General features: G+C 67.2%; 20 protein-coding genes and 2 tRNA genes. 21 read left to right on the forward strand and 1 reads right to left on the reverse strand.

Annotated features, from left to right (window positions below; all coding sequences use genetic code 11):
- The first annotated feature begins 35 nt into the window (after window positions 1-35).
- The 19 genes from tpiA to QWY84_RS14655 all read left to right on the forward strand — a co-directional run bounded on the left by tpiA (window position 36) and on the right by QWY84_RS14655 (window position 16,766).
- Window positions 36-800 (forward strand): triose-phosphate isomerase, encoded by a 765-nt coding sequence (tpiA, locus tag QWY84_RS14565; protein WP_290203531.1) that lies wholly within the window; start codon window positions 36-38, stop codon window positions 798-800.
- A gap of 12 nt (window positions 801-812) precedes the next feature.
- The gene (secG, locus tag QWY84_RS14570; protein WP_290203532.1) at window positions 813-1,196 is read left to right on the forward strand and encodes a preprotein translocase subunit SecG; all 384 of its coding nucleotides are present in this window, start codon (window positions 813-815) and stop codon (window positions 1,194-1,196) included.
- Window positions 1,197-1,255: 59 nt separating this feature from the next.
- Window positions 1,256-1,340, forward strand: a tRNA-Leu gene (locus tag QWY84_RS14575).
- 181 nt (window positions 1,341-1,521) lie between these two features.
- The gene (locus QWY84_RS14580; RefSeq protein WP_290203533.1) at window positions 1,522-1,878 is read left to right on the forward strand and encodes an NADH-quinone oxidoreductase subunit A; all 357 of its coding nucleotides are present in this window, start codon (window positions 1,522-1,524) and stop codon (window positions 1,876-1,878) included.
- Window positions 1,869-2,345 carry a NuoB/complex I 20 kDa subunit family protein gene (locus tag QWY84_RS14585; protein WP_290203535.1) on the forward strand — a complete coding sequence of 159 codons (477 nt, stop codon included), beginning with the start codon at window positions 1,869-1,871 and terminating at the stop codon, window positions 2,343-2,345. The genes QWY84_RS14580 and QWY84_RS14585 overlap by 10 nt, the downstream gene beginning before the upstream one ends.
- An 18-nt stretch (window positions 2,346-2,363) precedes the next feature.
- Window positions 2,364-3,086, forward strand: a complete 723-nt coding sequence (locus QWY84_RS14590) for an NADH-quinone oxidoreductase subunit C (RefSeq protein WP_290203537.1) — start codon at window positions 2,364-2,366, stop codon at window positions 3,084-3,086.
- Window positions 3,079-4,332 carry an NADH-quinone oxidoreductase subunit D gene (locus QWY84_RS14595; protein ID WP_290203538.1) on the forward strand — a complete coding sequence of 418 codons (1,254 nt, stop codon included), beginning with the start codon at window positions 3,079-3,081 and terminating at the stop codon, window positions 4,330-4,332. Before QWY84_RS14590 ends, QWY84_RS14595 begins: the two co-directional genes overlap by 8 nt.
- Entirely contained in the window at window positions 4,329-4,832 is a 504-nt protein-coding gene (locus tag QWY84_RS14600) for an NADH-quinone oxidoreductase subunit NuoE family protein (protein WP_290203540.1), read from the forward strand. The genes QWY84_RS14595 and QWY84_RS14600 overlap by 4 nt, the downstream gene beginning before the upstream one ends.
- Before the next feature lie 3 nt (window positions 4,833-4,835).
- Window positions 4,836-6,128 carry an NADH-quinone oxidoreductase subunit NuoF gene (nuoF, locus tag QWY84_RS14605; RefSeq protein WP_290203542.1) on the forward strand — a complete coding sequence of 431 codons (1,293 nt, stop codon included), beginning with the start codon at window positions 4,836-4,838 and terminating at the stop codon, window positions 6,126-6,128.
- Window positions 6,125-8,533 carry an NADH-quinone oxidoreductase subunit NuoG gene (gene nuoG / locus QWY84_RS14610; protein ID WP_290203544.1) on the forward strand — a complete coding sequence of 803 codons (2,409 nt, stop codon included), beginning with the start codon at window positions 6,125-6,127 and terminating at the stop codon, window positions 8,531-8,533. Before nuoF ends, nuoG begins: the two co-directional genes overlap by 4 nt.
- 117 nt (window positions 8,534-8,650) lie before the next feature.
- The gene (gene nuoH / locus QWY84_RS14615; RefSeq protein WP_290203545.1) at window positions 8,651-9,673 is read left to right on the forward strand and encodes an NADH-quinone oxidoreductase subunit NuoH; all 1,023 of its coding nucleotides are present in this window, start codon (window positions 8,651-8,653) and stop codon (window positions 9,671-9,673) included.
- Window positions 9,674-9,685: 12 nt separating this feature from the next.
- The gene (nuoI, locus tag QWY84_RS14620) at window positions 9,686-10,174 is read left to right on the forward strand and encodes an NADH-quinone oxidoreductase subunit NuoI (RefSeq protein ID WP_290203546.1); all 489 of its coding nucleotides are present in this window, start codon (window positions 9,686-9,688) and stop codon (window positions 10,172-10,174) included.
- A 52-nt stretch (window positions 10,175-10,226) separates the two neighbouring features.
- Complete coding sequence (locus QWY84_RS14625) at window positions 10,227-10,874, forward strand: NADH-quinone oxidoreductase subunit J (protein WP_290204048.1); 648 nt, start codon at window positions 10,227-10,229, stop codon at window positions 10,872-10,874.
- Window positions 10,875-10,878: 4 nt separating this feature from the next.
- Window positions 10,879-11,184 (forward strand): NADH-quinone oxidoreductase subunit NuoK, encoded by a 306-nt coding sequence (gene nuoK / locus QWY84_RS14630; RefSeq protein ID WP_290203547.1) that lies wholly within the window; start codon window positions 10,879-10,881, stop codon window positions 11,182-11,184.
- A gap of 3 nt (window positions 11,185-11,187) precedes the next feature.
- The gene (nuoL, locus tag QWY84_RS14635; RefSeq protein ID WP_290203549.1) at window positions 11,188-13,176 is read left to right on the forward strand and encodes an NADH-quinone oxidoreductase subunit L; all 1,989 of its coding nucleotides are present in this window, start codon (window positions 11,188-11,190) and stop codon (window positions 13,174-13,176) included.
- 78 nt (window positions 13,177-13,254) lie between these two features.
- Entirely contained in the window at window positions 13,255-14,769 is a 1,515-nt protein-coding gene (locus QWY84_RS14640; RefSeq protein ID WP_290203550.1) for an NADH-quinone oxidoreductase subunit M, read from the forward strand.
- 72 nt (window positions 14,770-14,841) lie between these two features.
- The gene (gene nuoN, locus QWY84_RS14645; protein ID WP_290203551.1) at window positions 14,842-16,287 is read left to right on the forward strand and encodes an NADH-quinone oxidoreductase subunit NuoN; all 1,446 of its coding nucleotides are present in this window, start codon (window positions 14,842-14,844) and stop codon (window positions 16,285-16,287) included.
- Between the two features lie 3 nt (window positions 16,288-16,290).
- A complete protein-coding gene (locus QWY84_RS14650; protein WP_290203552.1) occupies window positions 16,291-16,611 on the forward strand; it encodes a DUF2818 family protein in 321 nt (106 codons plus the stop codon).
- Between the two features lie 78 nt (window positions 16,612-16,689).
- Window positions 16,690-16,766 (forward strand) — tRNA-Met (locus QWY84_RS14655).
- 82 nt (window positions 16,767-16,848) lie between these two features.
- On the opposite strand, the gene QWY84_RS14660 is transcribed toward QWY84_RS14655, so the two are convergent.
- Window positions 16,849-17,895, reverse strand: a complete 1,047-nt coding sequence (locus QWY84_RS14660) for a helix-turn-helix transcriptional regulator (protein WP_290203553.1) — start codon at window positions 17,893-17,895, stop codon at window positions 16,849-16,851.
- Window positions 17,896-18,036: 141 nt separating this feature from the next.
- Between QWY84_RS14660 and QWY84_RS14665 the strand changes: the two genes are divergently transcribed.
- Entirely contained in the window at window positions 18,037-20,076 is a 2,040-nt protein-coding gene (locus QWY84_RS14665; RefSeq protein WP_290203554.1) for a TonB-dependent receptor domain-containing protein, read from the forward strand.
- A gap of 65 nt (window positions 20,077-20,141) precedes the next feature.
- Window positions 20,142-20,963: a siderophore-interacting protein gene (locus tag QWY84_RS14670; RefSeq protein WP_290203555.1), complete on the forward strand. Its 822-nt coding sequence runs from the start codon at window positions 20,142-20,144 to the stop codon at window positions 20,961-20,963.

Genomic DNA, 20,963 nt, shown 5'->3' on the forward strand with positions numbered 1-20,963 from the left:
TTCCCGGCTGCTTTTCGCCCGCGGGGTAGGTTGCGATGCGACGGCCACTGATTGCCGGAAACTGGAAGATGCACGGCTCACGGGCGACCGTCCATGCCCTGATGAGCGCGTTGCGCGACGGCGTGAGCGGCTTTGACGCCCTGGATGTGCTGGTTCTGCCGCCGGCGGTGTACATCCCCGATGTCGTTCGGCTTGCCGACGGCACCGGCATCGCCACCGGCGCCCAGAACGTCGGCGACCAGGAGCAGGGGGCCTGCACCGGCGAGATCGCCGCCGACATGCTGGTCGATGTCGGCTGTACCCATGCCCTGGTCGGGCACTCGGAGCGCCGCGCCCTGTACCACGAGACCGACGCCCTGGTCGCGGCCCGCTTCGCGGCGGCCCGCCGCCACGGGATCACGCCCGTTCTCTGTGTCGGCGAGACCCTGGAGCAGCGTGAGCGGGGCGAGACGGAAGCAGTCGTCGGCGCGCAGATCGATGCCGTCGCGGAGCAGGCGGGGAAGGAGGCCCTGGCGGCCGGCGTGGTCGCCTACGAGCCGGTCTGGGCCATCGGTACCGGCGTGACCGCCACGCCGGAGCAGGCGCAGGCCGTCCACGCCTTCATCCGGGCACGGCTGGCCGAGCACAGCGGGCATGCCACCGACGTGCGGGTGCTCTACGGCGGCAGCGTCAAGCCGCGCTCGGCGGGGGAGCTGTTCGCCATGGCGGACATCGACGGCGCCCTGGTGGGCGGGGCCTCACTCAAGGCGGACGATTTTCTCGGCATCATCGCGCGCGCCGACGAGGCGCGCAGCGCCTAGCAAGAGGGTTGCATGGCACAGATTATCCTTATCTTCCACGTACTGATCGCCGTCGGGCTGGTGGCGCTGGTCCTGCTTCAGCACGGCAAGGGCGCGGACGCGGGGGCGGCGTTCGGCAGCGGTGCCTCGAGCACGGTCTTCGGCGCCCGCGGGGCGGCGTCGTTCCTGTCGCGGATGACCGGCATCCTGGCCGCCGGCTTCTTTCTGACCAGCCTGACCCTGGCCGTGCTTGCCGCGCGGGATGCCGGGCCCGATAGCGTGGTCGATCGTGCTGGCGACGAGCCGGCACCGGCGGCGGAGGAGGAATCCGAGACCCCGCCCGCCCCGGACGAGCCCGCCGAGACGGACGGCAACGGCGCGTCGGGAAGCGCTCCGGCGGCACCGCCGGAGGAGTGACGGCGGTCCGGCCTCTCTTGGTCGTCAGCCCGGTTTCTGATACTCTTTTTCTCCCTTCAGCGGATGTGGTGGAACTGGTAGACACGCTGTCTTGAGGGGGCAGTGGCGCAAGCCGTGCCGGTTCGAGTCCGGCCATCCGCACCAGATTCCCTCGGCGCCCGGCGCTAGCCGGGCCCGGCCTTATATTTCCTTTTTATTCAATTAGTTATAAGTTGACACCGTGTGCTCGCTGCTCTACACTGCGCGCGGTATTCACAACCGCGGTGGCTTGTGAGCGCGCCTGCGCGAGCAATCGGGCCACCCAGGCGCGTGAGGAATCCGGCGCATGCTCGCAGAATACGTACCGATCCTTCTGTTCATCATCGTAGGGCTTGGCCTGGGAGCGGTCCTTATCGTCGCCGGCTTTATCCTCGGCCCGCGGCGCCCGGATGAGGAGAAGCTCTCCCCCTACGAGTGCGGCTTCGAGGCCTTCGAGGACTCGCGCATGCGCTTCGATGTGCGCTACTACCTCGTGGCGCTGCTGTTCATCATCTTTGACCTGGAAATCGCCTTCCTCTTCCCGTGGGCCATCGTTCTGGACGAGGTCGGCCTGTTCGGCGTAGCGGCCATGGGCCTGTTCCTGGTCATCCTGCTAATCGGCTTTCTCTACGAGTGGAAGAAGGGGGCGCTGGAATGGGAGTAGAAGGCGTTCTCGAAAAGGGCTTCGTCACCACGTCGGCGGACAAGCTCATCAACTGGGCCCGCACCGGCTCCATGTGGCCCATGACGTTCGGCCTCGCGTGCTGCGCCATCGAGATGATGCACTGCGGAGCGGCCCGGTATGACATGGACCGCCTGGGCGTTATCTTCCGGCCGAGCCCGCGGCAGTCCGACGTCATGATCGTCGCCGGAACCCTGTGCAACAAGATGGCGCCTGCCCTGCGCAAGGTCTACGACCAGATGTCCGATCCCAAGTGGGTCATCTCCATGGGGTCGTGCGCCAACGGCGGCGGCTACTACCACTATTCGTACTCGGTGGTGCGGGGCTGTGACCGCATCGTCCCGGTGGATATCTACGTGCCCGGATGCCCGCCCACGGCGGAGGCGCTGCTCTACGGCGTGGTGCAGCTGCAGAACAAGATCCGGCGCACGAACACCATCGCTCGCTAACACTAGAGAGCCCAACTCATGGTCGACGCGCGAAAACCACTGGCGGAGCGCCTGCAGGAGGTGCTCGGAGACAGGCTGCGCAGCTGTGACGAGCAGCTGGGCGAGGTCACCGTCGAGATCGGGCCGTCCGATCTGTACGGCGTCATGCGGTCCCTGCGCGACGATCTCCGTTTCGAGCAGCTCACCGATGTCTGCGGCGTGGACTACGCGGCCTGGAAGCAGGACGAGTGGATTACCGACCAGGCGTCCGGCACCGGTTTCTCCCGCGGCGTGCGCGGCAACACCTTCGCGCGGCTGGGGCTGACGGGCGTCTACGGCCTGGATCCGGTGACCACCAACACCGGCCGGCGCTTCGCGGCCGTCTACCATCTGCTGTCGCTGAGCAACAACGAGCGCCTGCGGGTGCGCACCTACTGCGACAACGACGACTTCCCCGTGCTGGATTCCGTGGTCAGCATCTGGGCCGGGGCCAACTGGTTCGAGCGCGAGGCGTTCGACCTCTACGGCATCATTTTCGACGGGCATCCGGACCTGCGGCGCATTCTCACGGACTACGGCTTCGTCGGGCATCCCTTCCGCAAGGATTTCCCGCTCATCGGCAATGTCGAGGTCCGCTACAACGAGGAGAAGGGTCGCGTGGTCTACCAGCCGGTGACCATCGAGCCGCGCGTGCTCGTGCCGCGCGTGATCCGTCAGGATAACCGGTACGCGGAGCCCGAGGAGGACGCCAGCAATGGCTGATATCCGCTCGTACACCATGAACTTCGGCCCCCAGCACCCGGCCGCCCACGGCGTGCTGCGCATGGTGCTGGAAATGGAGGGCGAGGTGATCCGGCGCGCCGACCCGCACATCGGGTTGCTGCACCGGGCCACGGAGAAGCTCGCCGAGAGCAAGCCGTACAACCAGAGCATCGGCTACATGGACCGTCTCGATTACGTGTCCATGATGTGCAACGAGCACGGCTACGTGCTGGCCATCGAGAAGCTCCTGGGCGTGACGCCGCCGCCGCGGGCGCAGTACATCCGCGTGATGTTCGACGAGATCACGCGCATCCTCAACCACCTCATGTGGCTGGGGGCGCACGGGCTCGACGTGGGCGCGATGACGGTGTTCCTGTACGCGTTCCGCGAGCGCGAGTTCCTCATGGACCTCTACGAGGCCGTCTCCGGCACGCGCATGCACGCCACGTACTACCGCCCGGGCGGCGTCTACCGGGACCTGCCGGACCGCATGCCCCAGTACGAGGCCTCCCGCTTCCGCTCGAAGAAGGACCTGGAGTGGCTCAACAAGGATCGTCAGGGGACCATGCTCGACTACATCGAGCAGTTCTGCGAGCGCTTCCCCACGGCGGTGGACGAGTACGAGACCCTGCTCACCGACAACCGCATCTGGAAGCAGCGCCTGGTCGGCATCGGCGTGGTATCGCCGGAGCGGGCCATGGAGCTCGGCTTCACCGGGCCCATGCTGCGGGGCTCCGGCGTCGAGTGGGACCTGCGCAAGACGCAGCCGTACGAGGTCTACGACCGCATGGACTTCGACGTGCCCGTGGGCACCAACGGTGACTGCTACGATCGCTACCTGGTACGCATCGAGGAGATGCGCCAGTCGGTGCGGATCATCAAGCAGTGCGTGGACTGGCTGCGGCAGAATCCGGGCCCGGTGATGATCGACGACCACAAGATCGTGCCGCCCACCCGGGAAGAGATGAAGGACGACATGGAGTCCCTCATCCATCACTTCAAGCTTTTCACCGAGGGCTACTGCGTGCCCGAGGGCGAGGCCTATGCCGCGGTGGAGGCGCCCAAGGGCGAGTTCGGGGTGTACATGATCTCGGACGGCGCCAACAAGCCGTACCGCGTGAAGGTGCGTCCGCCCGGCTTCCCGCATCTGGCGGCCATGGACGAGATGGCCAAGGGCCACATGCTGGCGGACGTGGTCACCCTCATCGGCACGCAGGACATCGTATTCGGGGAGATCGACCGGTGAACGAGCAACGCCTGAGCGAACGCGTTCTCACCCAGGAGCAGCGCAAGCAGATCGACCACTGGCTGAGCAAGTTTCCGCAAGAGGGCAAGCGCTCGGCGCTGATTCCGGCGCTGCATATCGCCCAGGACGGCAACGGCGGCTACCTGACCAACGAGCTCATGGACGCCGTGGCCGAGTACATCGGCATCGAGCCCACGTGGGCCTACGAGGCGGCGACCTTCTACAGCATGTTCGACACCCAGCCGGTGGGCCGCCACAAGGTCAACATCTGCACCAACATCGCCTGCATGCTCATGGGCTCCGACGACATCGTGGCCCACTGCGAGAAGCGCCTGGGCATCAAGCTGGGCGAGACGACAGCGGACAACCGCATCACGCTGAAGATCGAAGAGGAGTGCCTGGCGGGCTGCGCCTTCGGGCCGATGATGGTGGTGGACGGCCACTATCACACGCAGCTCACGCCGGAGAAGGTCGACGAAATCCTCGATAATCTGGAGTGACCCATGGTCAACGAGGTCTGTTATCAGACGCTGCACTTCGATGAGCCCTGGACCCTCGAAAACTACCGCAGCATCGGCGGCTACGAGGCCTGGGAGAAGATCCTGCGCGAGAACACGCCGCGCGAGGACATCATCGAGACGGTGAAGCAGTCGTCACTCCGCGGGCGCGGGGGCGCCGGCTTCCCGCCGGGCATCAAGTGGGGCTTCATGCCGCGCAACGCGCCGGGCCAGAAGTACCTGCTGTGCAACTCCGACGAGTCCGAGCCGGGGACCTGCAAGGACCGCGACATCCTGCGCTACAACCCCCACGCGCTGGTGGAGGGCATGGCCATCGCCGCCTACGCCATGGGCGCGACCGTGGGCTACAACTACCTGCGCGGCGAGTTCCACCACGAGCCCTGGGAGCGCGTCGAGCAGGCCGTGCGCGAGGCCTACGAGGCCGGCTACCTGGGCAGGGACATCCAGGGCTCGGGCATCGACTTCGACCTCTACAACTACTACGGCGCCGGCGCCTACATCTGCGGCGAGGAGAGCGCCCTGATGGAGTCGCTGGAGGGCAAGCGCGGCCTGCCCCGCTACAAGCCGCCGTTCCCGGCCCAGGTCGGCCTGTACGGCCGGCCCACCACCATCAACAACACCGAGACCCTGGCCTCCGTGCCGGTGGTGATGCGCAACGGCCCCGAGTGGTTCCTGAACCTGGGCAAGCCCAACAACGGCGGCACCAAGATCTTCTGCGTCTCCGGCCACGTGGAGAACCCGGGGAACTTCGAGATCCCCCTGGGGACGCCGTTCCGGGACCTGCTGGAGATGGCCGGGGGCGTGCGCAAGGGACGCAAGCTCAAGGGCGTTATCCCCGGCGGCTCGTCGATGCCGGTGATTCCCGGCGAGACCATGATGGAGCTGGACATGGACTATGACAGCCTCGCCCAGGCCGGCTCGGCGCTGGGCTCCGGGGGTGTCATGGTCATGGACGAGACCACGGACATGGTCCGGGCCATCGAGCGCATAGCGCGCTTCTACTACGCCGAGTCCTGCGGCCAGTGCACGCCCTGCCGTGAAGGCACGGGCTGGATGTACCGGGTGATCCGCCGCATCCGCAACGGCCAGGGCGAGTGGGCCGACCTGGAGCGGCTCGAGGGCGCGGCCGGGCAGATCGCCGGCCACACCATCTGCGCCTTCGGCGAGGCCGCGGCCTGGCCCGTGCAGAGCTTCCTCAAGCACTACCGGCACGAGTTCGAGCACTACATCCAGTACAAGCGCTCCATGGTCGAGGATTCCGCAGGGGCTGCCGCATGACAGACAACGCCGAAGCAACCAACCCGGAGACGGTGACCATCGAGGTGGACGGCCGCGAGCTGGAGGTCCCCAAGGGCTCCATGCTCATCGAGGCTACCGATAACGCCGACATCCACGTGCCGCGTTTCTGCTATCACCGCAAGCTGTCGGTGGTGGCCAACTGCCGGATGTGCCTGGTGGACGTCGAGAAGGCGCCCAAGCCCCTGCCGGCCTGCGCCACGCCCGTCGCCGAGGGCATGAAGGTGCGCACCCGCTCGGAGCGGGCCCTGAAGGCGCAGAAGGGCGTGATGGAATTCCTGCTCATCAACCATCCCCTGGACTGCCCCATCTGCGACCAGGGCGGCGAGTGCGAGCTGCAGGACCTGGCCCTGGGCTACGGCCGGGGCGTGTCCCGGTTCACCGAGCGCAAGCGCGCGGTGGAGGACGAGGACCTGGGCCCGCTGATCTCCACGGAGATGACGCGCTGCATCCACTGCACCCGCTGCGTGCGGTTCCTGGAAGAAGTGGCCGGGACCCGCGAGCTGGCGGCGCTGAACCGCGGCGAGCACACGGAGATCGGCACCTACGTGGGTGCCGGCGTGCACTCGGAGATGTCCGGCAACATCATCGACCTCTGCCCGGTGGGCGCGCTCACCTCCAAGCCGTATCGCTTCAGCGCGCGCTCCTGGGAGATGCTGAGCCACCCGTCGGTGTCCGCCCACGACTGCGTCGGCTCCAACCTGCAGATCCATCACGTGCGCGGCGCCATCAAGCGCATCGTGCCCCGGGACAACGAGTCCGTGAACGAGTGCTGGATCGCCGACCGGGACCGCTTCGCCTACGAGGGCGTGTACAGCGGTGAACGCCTGCAGGCGCCGATGGTCCGCGACGACAGCGGCGCCTGGCAGGAGACGGACTGGGAGACCGCCCTGGAGGTGGCCGGCGAGCACCTCAAGGGCGTCGTCACCCGCGAGGGCGGCGATGCCCTGGGGACCCTGGTCGGCCCCACCGCCACCATCGAGGAGATGTACCTGGCCGGCCGGCTGACCCGCGGGCTCGGGTCGGCGAACATCGATGCGCGGCTGCGCGAGGCGGACTTCAGCGACCAGGACCGCAGCGGCACATTCCCCGCGCTGGGCATCGAGCTGGAAGCCCTGGACGGCGTGGAAGCCGCGCTGCTGGTGGGCAGCGAGCCGCGCTGGGACCAGCCCATCGTCAATCACCGCCTGCGCAAGGCCGCCCTCCAGGGTGGGGCGATCATGTCGCTGAACTACCGCGCGCAGGATCTCAACTACCCCCTGGCCGCCGAGCGCGTCGCCGCGCCGGCGGACATGGTCGCCGAGTTCGCCGCCGTGGCCGCGGCGCTGCTGGAGACGGCCACCGGCCGCCAGGCCCCGGAAGGCCTGGACGACCTGCTGGCCGGGGCGCAGGTAGGCGAGGCGCACCGGGCGATGGCCGCGCGACTCCGGGACAACGCCCGCACGGCGGTGCTCCTGGGCCAGGGCGTCCAGGCCCATCCCCGGGGGGCGGTGCTGCGCATGCTCGGCACCCTGGTGGCGGATCTGTCCGACAGCCGTTTCGGCATTCTCACCGACGGCCCCAACCAGGCCGGCGCCTGGCTGGCCGGCGCGGTGCCGCATCGCGATGCGGGCGGGCAGCCGGCGTCGCAGCCGGGCCTGGATGCCCGCGCCATGACCGAGGCGCCCCGGCAAGGGTACCTGGTGCTCGGTGCCGAGCCGGAGCGCGACTGCTGGGACGGCGCGGCGGCCGAGGCGGCCCTGCGGCAGGCGGCCAGCGTCGTCTGCCTGACGGCGTTCGTCACCGATGCCATGCGCGAGTACGCGCAGGTACTGCTGCCGGTGGGCACGTTCGGCGAGACGGCCGGGACCTACGTCAGCGCCGAGGGGCGGTGGCAGAGCTTCCCCGGGGTCGCCCAGCCCGTGGGCGAGGCGCGGCCGGCCTGGAAGGTGCTCCGCGTGCTCGGCAATGTCCTGGAGCTGGACGGTTTCGAGTATGATGCGCCGGACGCCATCACCGACGAGCTTGCGGAGCGCTGCCGCGAGGAAACACCATCGGCGCGGGTGGAATGGCTGGCGCCCGGCCGTGAAGCGGCGGCCGAGGACGGCCTGTACCGTGTCGGCCTGGTGCCGATCTACGGCGGCGATGCCCTGGTGCGCCGCGCGCCGGCGCTGCAGCGCACCCGGCACGCGACGGAGCAGGGTGTGCGGATCAGTGCGGCGACCGCGCAGCAGCAGGGGCTTGCCGACGCGGACCGGGTGCAGGTGCAGCAGGGCGGGCACAGCACGGTGCTGCCGCTGATCATCGATGATGCCCTTGCCGACGGCGCGGTATGGGTGCCCGCCGGGCTCACGGCAACGGCGGGTCTCGGGCCCATGTTCGGGCCGGTCGCATTGGCACGCGCCTGAGGGCGCAGCGACGGCGAGCCGCTGACAACAACGGGCCGCTGCCGCGTGCGCGGCCCGACGAACGGGAGCGCCGCGTCCGGGGTGGCGTGCGTGCAGGAAGCGGGGACTGAATAACCCATGGCGGAACTGACCCAAGTCATCTGGATCCTGTTCAAGATCGGCCTGATCGTCGGGCCCCTGATCCTGTCCGTGGCGTATCTGACCTATGCCGAGCGCAAGGTCATCGGCTACATGCAGCTGCGCAACGGGCCCAACCGCGTGGGGCCGTACGGCCTGCTGCAGCCGTTCGCGGACGTGTTCAAACTGCTGTTCAAGGAAGTGCTGCTGCCCACCAACGCCAACCGCTTCCTGTTCCTGATCGCGCCGTTGCTGTCCATCATGCCCGCCCTGGCGGCCTGGGCGGTGATCCCGTTCGGCGAGGGCATGGTGCTGGCCGACGTCAACGCCGGGCTGCTGTACGTGCTGGCGATGACCTCCTTGGGGGTCTACGGCGTGATCATCGCCGGCTGGGCCTCCAACTCCAAGTACGCCATGCTCGGCGCCATGCGCTCGGCGGCGCAGATCGTCTCCTACGAGATCGCCATGGGCTTCGCCCTGGTGGGCGTGCTCATGGCGGCCGGGTCGCTGAACATGAGCGGCATCGTGCTGGCGCAGAGCGGGCCGATCTGGCACTGGTTCTGGCTGCCGCTGCTGCCGCTGTTCGTCACCTACTGGATCTCCGGCGTCGCGGAGACCAACCGCGCGCCGTTCGACGTGGCCGAGGGCGAGTCCGAGATCGTCGCCGGCTTCCACGTGGAGTACTCCGGCGTGGCGTTCGCCGTCTTCTTCCTGGCGGAATACGCCAACATGATCCTGATTTCCGGCCTGGCGGTGATCCTGTTCCTCGGGGGGTGGTATTCGCCGTTCACGGGCATCCCCCTGCTGGGGCCGATGTTCGCCTGGGTGCCGGGGCTGGTGTGGTTCGTGCTCAAGGTGGCGGTATTCCTGTACCTGTACCTGGCCTTCCGCGCCACCTTCCCGCGGTACCGCTATGACCAGATCATGCGCCTGGGCTGGAAGGTGCTCATTCCGGTGACGGTGGTGTGGCTGTTCGTCCTGGCGGCCATGATTCTCACCGGTTTCGGGCCCTGGTTCGACTGATTGGGTGTCGACATGACAGCAGTACGCGATTTCTTCCGTACATTCTTTCTCTGGGAGCTGCTCCTGGGGCTCAAGCTCACCGGGCGCAACCTGTTCGCGCGCAAGGTGACCGTGCAGTACCCGGACGAGCGGGGCCCGCAGTCGCCGCGCTTCCGCGGGCTGCACGCCCTGCGCCGCTACCCCAACGGCGAGGAGCGCTGCATCGCCTGCAAGCTCTGCGAGGCGGTGTGCCCGGCGCTGGCGATCACCATCGACTCCGAGCAGCGCGAGGACGGCACGCGCCGTACGACCCGCTACGACATCGACCTGTTCAAGTGCATCTACTGCGGTTTCTGCGAGGAGTCCTGCCCGGTGGACTCCATCGTCGAGACCCGGATCTTCGAGTACCACATGGAGAACCGGGGCGAGAACATCATCACCAAGGACCAGCTGCTGGCCATCGGTGACAAGTACGAACAACAGATCGCCCGGGACCGGGCGATGGACGCGCCGTTCCGCTAGCCGGCGGCGACGCGCGGACCGGAACCACGAAGCCTGGGAGCGATAACGCGTGATCGAACAGATCCTATTCTACGTCTTCGCCGCGGTGCTGATCTTCGCGGCCACCATGGTGATTACGGCGCGCAACCCGGTGCACGCGGCGCTGTTCCTGGTGCTGGCGTTCTTCAACAGTGCCGTGCTGTGGATCATCGCCGGCGCCGAGTTCCTGGGGATCGTGCTGGTGCTGGTCTACGTCGGCGCCGTCATGGTGCTGTTCCTGTTCGTGGTGATGATGCTGGATATCAACCTGGCGCGCCTGCGCGAGGGCTTCGTCCGGCATCTGTACATCGGCGTGCCGGTGGCCGCGCTCATCGTGGTGCAGATGATTCTCGTGCTCGGCAGCGGCGCGGTGGACCCGGGTGCGCTGCCGGATGCGACCCTTCCCATCCCCGATCCGGCGGAGACGGGCAATACCACCGTCCTGGGCGGGGTGCTCTACACCGTCTATGTCTATCCCTTCGAGCTTGCCGCGGTCATCCTGCTGGTGGCGATCATCGCGTCCATCATGCTGACGCTGCGGCGCCGCGAGGGGGTCAAGCATCAGGACGTCGCACAGCAGGTGCGGGTCCGCAAGGAAGATCGGCTGCGCATGGCGCGTTCCTTCGGGGGGTCCGGTAGTACCAGTACCGGGCGGAACGACAACGAGCACCCGGACAGGTGAACCAATGATCGAGCTATCCGAGTTTCTGGTCCTGGGGGCCATTCTGTTTTCCCTGGGCATGGCCGGCATTTTCCTCAACCGCAAGAATGCCATCGTGCTGCTCATGTCCATCGAGCTCATCCTGCTGGCGGTGAACTTCAACTTCATCGCCTTCTCCACGTTCATGGGGGATCTGGCGGGGCAGGTGTTCGTGTTCTTCATTCTCACCGTGGCCGCCGCCGAGTCGGCCATCGGGCTCGCGATCCTGGTGACGCTGTTCCGCAGCAGCGACTCCATCGACGTGGCCGACCTGGACACCATGAAGGGCTGACCCATGGAGACTCTCTACCTCGTCATCGTCCTCGCGCCGCTGATCGGCGCCATCGTCGCCGGGCTGTTCGGCAGCCAGCTCGGCCGCGTCGGCGCCCACCGCGTCACCATTGCGCTGGTCGGCCTGTCGACCCTGCTGTCGGTGTACGTGCTGACCGGCTTCATGTGGGGCGACCGCACCACCTTCGACGGCACCGTGTACACGTGGATGGTTGCCGGCGGCATCGAGTTCGAGGTGGGCTTCCTGGTGGACGAGCTCACCGCCATGATGATGGCGGTGGTGACCTTCGTCTCGCTGATGGTGCATATCTACACCATCGGCTACATGGCCGACGAGGATCACAACTGGCCCGAGACCAGCCGCCTGCGGCCCAACGCCTACCAGCGCTTCTTCGCCTACATCAGCCTGTTCACGTTCTCCATGCTGATGCTGGTGATGGCGAACAACTTCCTGCAGCTGTTCTTCGCCTGGGAGGCCGTGGGTCTGGTGTCCTACCTGCTCATCGGTTTCTGGATGAACCGTCCCAGCGCCGTGTTCGCCAATCTCAAGGCGTTCCTGGTCAACCGCGTGGGCGATTTCGGCTTCCTGCTGGGCATCGCCACGGTGGTGATGTACTTCGGCAGCCTGCACTACGGCGACGTGTTCAACGCCGTGGCGGTGCGCCCGGACCAGACCATGAGCATCCTGGGCGGCGCCGAATGGCAGGTGGTTACGGTGGCGGCGATCCTGCTGTTCATCGGGGCCATGGGCAAGTCGGCGCAGGTGCCTCTGCACGTCTGGCTGCCGGACTCCATGGAAGGCCCGACGCCGATCTCCGCCCTGATCCACGCTGCCACCATGGTGACCGCGGGCATCTTCCTGGTCGCCCGCATGTCGCCGCTGTTCGAGTACTCGGAGGCCGCGCTGGCGTTCGTGCTGGTCATCGGCGCCATCACCGCCCTGCTCATGGGCCTGGTGGGCCTGGTGCAGCAGGACATCAAGCGCGTGGTGGCGTACTCGACCCTCTCCCAGCTCGGCTACATGGTGGTCGCCCTGGGGGCGTCCGCCTATGCCGCCGGCGTGTACCACCTGATGACCCACGCCTTCTTCAAGGCGCTGCTGTTCCTGGGGGCGGGCTCGGTCATCATCGCCCTGCACCACAAGCAGGACATGCGCGAGATGGGCGGGCTGAAGAAGTACATGCCGGTGACCTACTGGACCATGCTCATCGGCACCCTGGCACTGATCGGCTTCCCCGGCTTCTCCGGGTTCTTCTCCAAGGACGCCATCATCGAGGCGGTGCACCACTCCGACCGCATCGGCGCCGGCTTCGCCTACTGGTGCGTTCTCCTGGGCGTATTCGTCACCGCGCTGTACAGCTTCCGGCTGCTGTTCCTGGTCTTCCACGGCGAGGAGCGTATGGATCATCACACCCGGGAGCATCTCCACGAGAGCCCCAAGGTGGTCACGGTGCCCCTGATCCTGCTGGCGATCCCGTCGGTACTCATCGGGCTGCTTACCGTCGGGCCCATGGTCTTCGGCGGCTGGTTCGGGGACAGCATCCTGGTGCGCTCGGGCCATGATGCCCTGGGCGCCATCGGCTTCCACGGCGTCGGCGAGTTCACGCTGCACGCGTTCAAGACGCCGGCCATCTACCTGGCCGCCGCCGGCTTCGCCGTGGCCTGGTATCTCTACATCCGGCGCCCGGATCTCCCCGCGCAGCTGCAGCAGCGCCTGCAGACGCCCTACCGGATCCTGGAGAACAAGTACGGCTTCGACGACCTCTACCTCAACGTCTTCGCCGCCGGGGGACGGGGCCTTGGCACGCTGCTCTGGCGGGGCGGCGACGTGCGCCTGATCGACGGCCTGGTGGTCAACGGCACCGCGCGCACGGTCGGGCGCGTCGCCGCCGTGCTCCGCCACGGCCAGACCGGCTACCTGTATCACTACGCGTTCGTGATGATCATCGGCCTGCTGGTACTGCTGACCTGGTTCATGTTCGCACTGCGCTGACGCGAAGGCAGAAAGAGACACGGTGGCGGCCGGGATGCCGGCGCCCGAAACCCGTTTGAACTGGTAAGGAAGTAACGGATGTTGGAATCCTCCTGGCCCTTGTTGAGCGTGCTCATCTGGCTGCCCATTCTCGGGGGCGCCCTGATCTTCCTGCTGGGCGACGACAAGGCCGACCGCGCGCGCCTGGTCGCGCTGCTGGTCAGCGGCCTGACCTTCGTGCTCAGCCTCGGCCTGATCATCGGGTTCGAGCCGGGTACGGCGGCCATGCAGTTCGTGGAGAAGCGGCCCTGGGTGGAGACGCTGGGCGTCAACTACTTCCTGGGCGTCGACGGCATCTCCATGCCCCTGGTGGTGCTGAGCACCTTCGCCACGCTGCTGGTGGTGCTGGCGGCCGGATCCCGCATCCAGTACCGGCCGGCCATGTACCTGGCCTGCTTCCTGATCATGGAAGGCATCATGGTCGGGGTGTTCTCGGCCTTGGACGCGATCCTGTTCTACGTGTTCTGGGAGGCCATCCTGGTGCCGATGTTCCTGATCATCGGCATCTGGGGCGGCGCGGAGCGCATCTACGCCACCATCAAGTTCTTCCTGTATACCTTCGTGGGCTCGGTGCTCATGCTGGTGGCGGTGATCTACCTCCAGTTCCAGGCGGGCAGCTTCAGCATTCCGGACATGTACGGCCTGGATCTGCCCCTGGCGACGCAGCTGTGGCTGTTCGTCGCCTTCCTGCTGGCGTTCGCCATCAAGGTGCCCATGTGGCCCGTGCACACCTGGCTGCCGGACGCCCACGTCCAGGCGCCCACCGGCGGCTCCGTCATCCTGGCGGCCATCATGCTCAAGCTCGGGGCCTACGGGTTCGTCCGCTTCGCCCTGCCCATCGTCCCCGAAGCCAGCATGCACCTGGACTGGCTGATGATCCTGCTGTCCCTGATCGCGGTGGTGTACATCGGTTTCGTGGCGATGATGCAGCAGGACCTGAAGAAGCTCATCGCGTATTCCTCCATCGCCCACATGGGCTTCGTCACCCTGGGGTTCTTCGTGATCTTCCAGGTGGTGGCCCGCACCGGCGACCAGGCCGGGGCGCTGCTGGCGCTGGAGGGCGCCATGGTGCAGATGGTCTCCCACGGGTTCGTCTCCGGGGCCATGTTCCTGTGCGTGGGCGTGCTCTACGACCGCATGCACACGCGCATGATCAGCGAGTACGGGGGCGTCGCCCACCGCATGCCCGTGTTCGCCGGGTTGTTCGTGCTGTTCGGCATGGCCAACGCCGGGCTTCCGGGTACGTCCGGGTTCGTCGGCGAGTTCATGGTCATCCTCGGCTCCTTCCAGGCGAACTTCTGGTATGCCTTCCTGGCCGGCCTGACGCTGATCCTGGGCGCCGCCTATACCCTGTGGATGATCAAGCGCGTGATGTACGGGCCGGTGGCCAACGACAACGTCGGCGCCCTGGAGGACGTGGACCCCGGCGAGAAGCTGGTGCTGGGGCTGCTGGCGGTGGCCGTGCTCTGGCTGGGGCTGTGGCCGGCGCCGCTGATCGCCATCATGGAACCGTCCCTGGCGAACCTGCTCGAGGTAGTGAACGCCGGGCTTTGACACGTTAACGCATGCGGGTCGCGCCGCTAGCGGCCGCGATTCGCCGCTGGGCCTTGAGCTCTGAGGAAAGCTATGACGACGGATGCCTTCGAGATACCGAACCTGACGCTGGCGCTGCCGGAGATCTGGATGCTCGGCGTGGCGTGCCTGGTGCTGGTGGTGGATCTGTTCAGCGGGGACCGGGATCACACGCCGGCCTACTGGGTTGCCCAGCTCGGTCTGCTGAGCGCGGCGCTGATCACCGTGCAGGCGCAATGGGGCCTCGATGTCACCACGTTCGACGGCAACTATGTCGCCGACGCCATGGCGGTGGTTCTCAAGGTGACCGTGCTGCTGCTGACCTTCCTGGCGTTTGCCTACTCCCGGGACTACCTGCGGGAGAGGGGCATGCTCCGCGGCGAGTTCTACCTCCTGAGCCTGTTCTCCACCCTCGGCATGATGGTCATCATCTCGGCCCACAGCCTGCTGGTTCTGTACCTGGGGGTCGAGCTCATGTCCCTGTCCCTGTACGCGCTGGTGGCCATGCGCCGGGGCTCGCCGGCGGCCTCCGAGGCGGCGATGAAGTATTTCGTCCTCGGGGCGCTGGCCTCGGGGATGCTGCTGTACGGCATGTCCATGCTGTACGGCGCCACGGGCAGCCTGGACCTCGCCGCCATTACGGACGTCGCGGCCGCGGAGAGCCGCCTGCTGCTGGTGTTCGGCCTGGTGTTCACCGTGGTGGGGGTCGCGTTCAAGTTCGGCGCCGTGCCGTTCCACATGTGGGTGCCGGACGTCTACCAGGGCGCGCCCACGGCCGTGACCCTGTTCATCGCCACGGCCTCCAAGGTGGCGGCGGTGGGGCTGTTCATCCGGCTCATCGGCGAAGGCCTGGAGCCTCTGCACGGCGACTGGCAGAACATGGTGCTGCTGCTGGCCGTGGCATCGATCCTCATCGGCAATACCGTGGCCCTGGTGCAGACCAACATCAAGCGCATGCTGGCGTACTCCACCTTCAACCACATCGGCTTCATCTTCCTCGGCTTTGTCGCCGGTTCCGCCGAGGGCTACGGGGCGTCCATGTTCTACGCCGTGACCTATTCGTTCACCGTGGCGGCGGCGTTCGGCGTGATCATGCTCCTGAGCCGGCAGGGCTTCGAGGCCGAGAACCTGGAAGACTTCAAGGGGCTCAACGAGCGCAGTCCGCTGTTCGCCCTGGTCATGCTGCTGCTCATGGTCTCTCTCACCGGCATTCCCGGTACCGTGGGCTTCTATGCCAAGTGGCTGGTCATCCGCTCGGTGGTGGACGCCGGCGTCATGTGGGCGGCGGTGTTCGCGGTCATCGGCGCCGTGGTCGGCGCGTTCTACTACCTGCGCGTCGTGCGCCTGTGCTACTTCGATCAGCCCGAGGCGGAGGGCGGCCCGCAGCCCTCGGGCTCCGGCGGCTTTCGTTTCGTTCTGGCCGCCAACGGCCTGAGCGTGCTGCTTCTGGGCCTGTTCCCGGGGGCGCTGGTGGCGGTGTGCATGGCGGCCTTCGGCTGATTCGTGGGCATCACCGTCGCCGTCGTCGCGCTGTTGCTCATCGCGCTGGTGGCAGCGAACCTGCCCTGGCTCACGGAACGGGTGTTGTTCATCCGCCGGCCGCCCGCCGGCGGCAAGCCCGAATGGATGCGCCTGCTGGAATGGGCCCTGATGTTCGCCGTGGTGGGGCTGCTGGCGGCCGGTCTGGAATACCGCGCCATCGGCGAGATCTATCAGCAGGACTGGGAGTTCTGGGTGGTGAACCTGTGCCTGTTCGCCATCATGGCGCTTCCGGGATTCATCTATTACCACGATCTGCGCCGCTACTTGCGCAAGCGCCGCTGAAGCCCGGCACGCTGCTCGATAGCGCACGAATACTGGTTGCGTTCCCGGGGCCTGAGCGCTACCATGCGCAGCGTCAATTGCGGGGTGGAGCAGTCTGGTAGCTCGTCGGGCTCATAACCCGAAGGTCGCAGGTTCAAATCCTGCCCCCGCTACCAAGCAGTATGGACAGGCGGCCTCCGGCCGCCTGTTTTCGTTTCAGCGTCCCCCATCGCCTACCCCCGCAGCGCGACGAACGACTCATGTCCCGCGGGTCGCGCCGGGAGTCTGGCCGAACATGCGTCGATAGGCGTGGATGAAGTTCGGCACGTGACGGTACCCCGCCAGATACGATGCCTCGCCGATGCTGAGCTCGTTCTTCTGCAGGGCGGTGCGGGCGCGCTCCAGGTTCCTCCGCCGGGTGTACTGCAGGAAGGTCTCGCCGAATGCCCGCTTGAAATGCCGCTGCAGGGTGCTCACGCTCATGCCCGCGTGCCGGGCGCTCTCCCGGATGCCGGGTGAGCCGATGCCGTGCTGCTCGATGAAATCCAGGACGCGGTTCAGCCGCTGCATGTCGTGGCGCGTATCCGGCAGGCCGATCCCTTCGGCGGGGGTGGTCGGGTCTTCGCGGACGGCCTGTACGGCAACGCTGAGCAGCTCGAGGGCGCGGCTCTCCAGTACGAGTTGCTGCAGGGGCGTGTCCAGGGCCGGCGGATTCAGCAGCGCCAGCGCCAGTGCCTCGGCCTCGGGGGATGCCTGCCAGTAGCGGTGGCAGAGATGGTGCCCGAGGATTTCATATCCGTCGGGGAGCGGCTGGCCGAACCATCGGGCGAGCCAGTGCTGGTCAACGGCCACCGATACCTTGCGCGTGAGCTGACCGGGGTGGATTCGTCGCGACAGAACGCTGGAGCGGGTCGTCGTGATGCCCAGGCACGCGGCCTGCTGGCTGCGGTCGGCTCGTCCCACCCGGAACGGACAGCCGTCCAGGGAGAAGGCGAGCGTTCCCTCCAGGACCACCGTAACGACGAATCGTGCCGGAAGCTCGATGGTCGCGGTCGAGTCCAGTATCTCGCGGCCGCTGCTTGCGTGGACGATGAGCCCGGACGGCGATTGCCACAGGAGAAACCCGCCGTCGAGCACACCCGTTCCCGTGGGCTCCATGCCGCGACCGAGGCGGTAGTGAGCGCCCGCTGGGGCCGCGCGGGCCGCGATCTCCCCGGGGTGCACCACATGCCGCTGCAACTGCCGTGCAGGCCCCGCTTCCACTGCCGCGGCGACCGTGCCGGGATGTCTCGTGACGTTGCTCACTCGCGCTGAACCCTCCTTGCCGCGTGGTCCGCTGTCATAGCGGTTTGCCGTCTCCGCATAGCAGACGCGCCTTACACGCCATCCTGCCAGTCGATATTATAAATGCGAATCATTACCATTTCTAAGACAGGAGTCGAGCGGATGAAAACGCGCGATGACGAGAGCGTCCCGGCGACCCGTGCACGGCCCGGCAGGAACCGGTGCGGACGCACCGCCGGGAGAACGCTCGGCGGGGTCATTCTCTTGGGGCTGAGCCCGTTGGCGGCTGCCCAGGACCATCCCGTCGAGACGCTGAAGACCATCGATGTCTGGAGCGCGCAGGTATCCAGTGATTCCACCTATCTCGGCGAGGGCGACATTACCCTGGAGCAGCCGGATCACCTGAGCGATCTCCTGCGGGATCAGCCCGGTGTCGAGGTCGGCGGGACCCACTCCACGAACCAACGCATTAACATCCGCGGGCTCGATGATACCGACCTGGAAGTCACCATCGACGGGGCCCGGCAGAACGCGTTCATGTACCACCACATGGGCAATCTCCTGATCAATCCGGACATCCTGAAGTCCGCCGAGCTGCGGGTGGGGCGCAATTCGGTGGCGCGCGGCGGCCTGGGCGGTTCCACCGCGTTCGAGACGAAGGACCCGGACGATCTCCTGCGCCCCGGGCAGAGCGCCGGTGCCCGCGTGTCCGGTTCGTACTTTACCAACGACGAGCGTCGCGGCTCCGTGACCGGCTACGGGCGCGTCGGCGGCGGTGTCGACCTGATGGGTTACGCCTACTACACGGACCGCGACAACCCGGAGGATGGTTCCGGGACGCGGAACATCGGCAACGACGGCGAGATCGCCAACGGCCTGGTCAAGGGCGGCTGGAACCTGACGGAGATCGATCGCCTCGAGCTCTCCTACGATCGCTACCGGGACGAAGGGGACTACACGTATCGACCGGACGTCGGACGGGCGACCAACGAGAGCATCCCCAACAGCGACCTGGAGTACCCCACGGAGTACGCCCGGGATACCTGGTCATTGAACTACGAGCGCAGCCCCGCCGACGGCACCGCCATCGATGCCACTGCGTACTACAACGATCTCACCCTCGAGCGCGACGAGACCCGGGTGGGGCGGCCCGTGGTCCAGGGCGAGGTGGCCAACCGCGGTGCCCGGGCGCGCTTGCGCACCGCCGCGGACGGGCCCTTCGTGGCGCACCGCTTGACCTACGGCGTCGAGGTCTTCCGCCAGGAGGCCACATACAGCGAGGACGGACAGGAGCTGACCGAGGAGCGCAGCGACGAGTACGCAGCCTATCTGGAAGACCGCCTGGCCTTCGGTGATCGCTTCGCCCTGACCCCGGGCGTGCGCTACGACCGGTACGAGGCGGATTCGCAGACCACCGAGGACACATTCGATGCCTGGTCGGCGGCCCTGGCCGGCGAATTCGCCGTGAGCGACTCCCTCATGCTGCACGCCAGCGCTACCGAGCTCTTCAAGGGGCCGGAGCTTGCCGAGACCTTTACCAACGAGCCCGGTGCGTTCCTGCCCAACGAGGATATCAAGCCCGAAACGGGCCGCAACGACGAGCTGGGCGCGCGATTCAGCCGGGAGGATCTCCTGGGCGCGGACAGCTTCGCCGCCGGATTCACGGTCTTTCGCACGCGCATCGACGACCGTATCGAGTCCGAACGCGTCGGCGGCAGCACGCGCCTGGTCAATGCCGGTACCCTGGAGATCGAGGGCTACGAGGCGAACGTCAAGTACACCGTCGGCAGCACCTCGCTGACGCTGACCCACTCTGCCCAGGAGTCGGAATTCCGGGACACGGGTGAGCCGCTCGACCGCGAGATCGGCGACACGTATGCCGTAACGCTGGACCACTACATCCGCAGCCTGGATCTCGCGCTGAACTGGACCTCGCGTTACGTCGCCGAAGAGGACAACGTGCCCTCCGGCTCGGATCCCAAGCCGTCGTACGATGTCCACGACGTCTCCGTCCAGTGGCTTCCGCAGGGTCGCCTGGAGGGGCTGACCGTGACCTTCGGCGTCGACAACGTGTTCGACGAATTCTATGCATCGCATGCATCGCGCACGGGCACGACGATGCACCCGGTGTTCGGCCAGCTGGAGACCACCGACTACGAGCCCGGGCGCAACGTCAAGCTCACCGCGGCCTACCGGTTCTGAGCGCGGAGGCGGTCATGAGCCGGTCCGGGACAGGGGCAGGGCACCGGGCGAGAACGCCCCCGCGCATGCTGGAAGTACAGCAGGTGCTGGAGCTGAGCCCGCACATGCGCCGCATCCGCCTCGGCGGCCGGGAGCTGGACGGCTTTCCCGCGGGCAGGGACGGAGCCCACATCAAGGTCTTCCTGCCCCGGCCCGGACAGGCGCAGCCGGTCCTGCCGGAGCCGGGGGCGAACGGCCCGGTCTGGCCTCCGCCGGAACAACGCCCCGTGACGCGTACCTACTCGGTGCGGCGCTACGATCCGGATACAGGGCTGCTGGACGTGGATTTCGTGCTCCACGACGACGGCATCGCATCGGCCTGGGCCCGGCAGGCGCGGCCGGGCGATCGCATGGGCATCGCCGGCCCCGGCGGGCCGGACCCGATGCTGGGGCAGGCGTCGTTCTACCTGCTCGCGGGCGATCTCTCCGCCCTGCCGGCCATCGGTGCGCTGCTGGAGAAGCTGCCGTCATCGGCACATGGTCAGGCCCTGATCCAGGTTCCCGACAGCGCGGACGTCCAGCCGCTGGACCACCCCGAGGGTGTCGCCGTCAGCTGGCTGCACTGCCGCGATCCGGTGCTCGGCGGGCGCCGGCTGGCGGCGTGGGTGGAACGCCTGGAGTGGCCCGTTGCGCCGTGCTCTGCATGGGTCGCGGGCGAGCGCTCCGCGGTCGTCGCGATCCGTGACCACCTGCGTACGGTGCGCGGCTTCGACCGGCGCAACCTCTACGCGATTCCATACTGGCGCGCCGCGCTCTCGGAGGAGGCGTTCCACGAAGAGCGCCACCGCATCATGGATGAGCTCGCCGCCGATGCGCCACGACAACCAGACCGGGGGGAACACGGGTGA

This window comes from Aquisalimonas lutea (assembly GCF_030409225.1).
GTDB classification, from domain to species: Bacteria; Pseudomonadota; Gammaproteobacteria; order Nitrococcales; family Aquisalimonadaceae; genus Aquisalimonas; species Aquisalimonas lutea.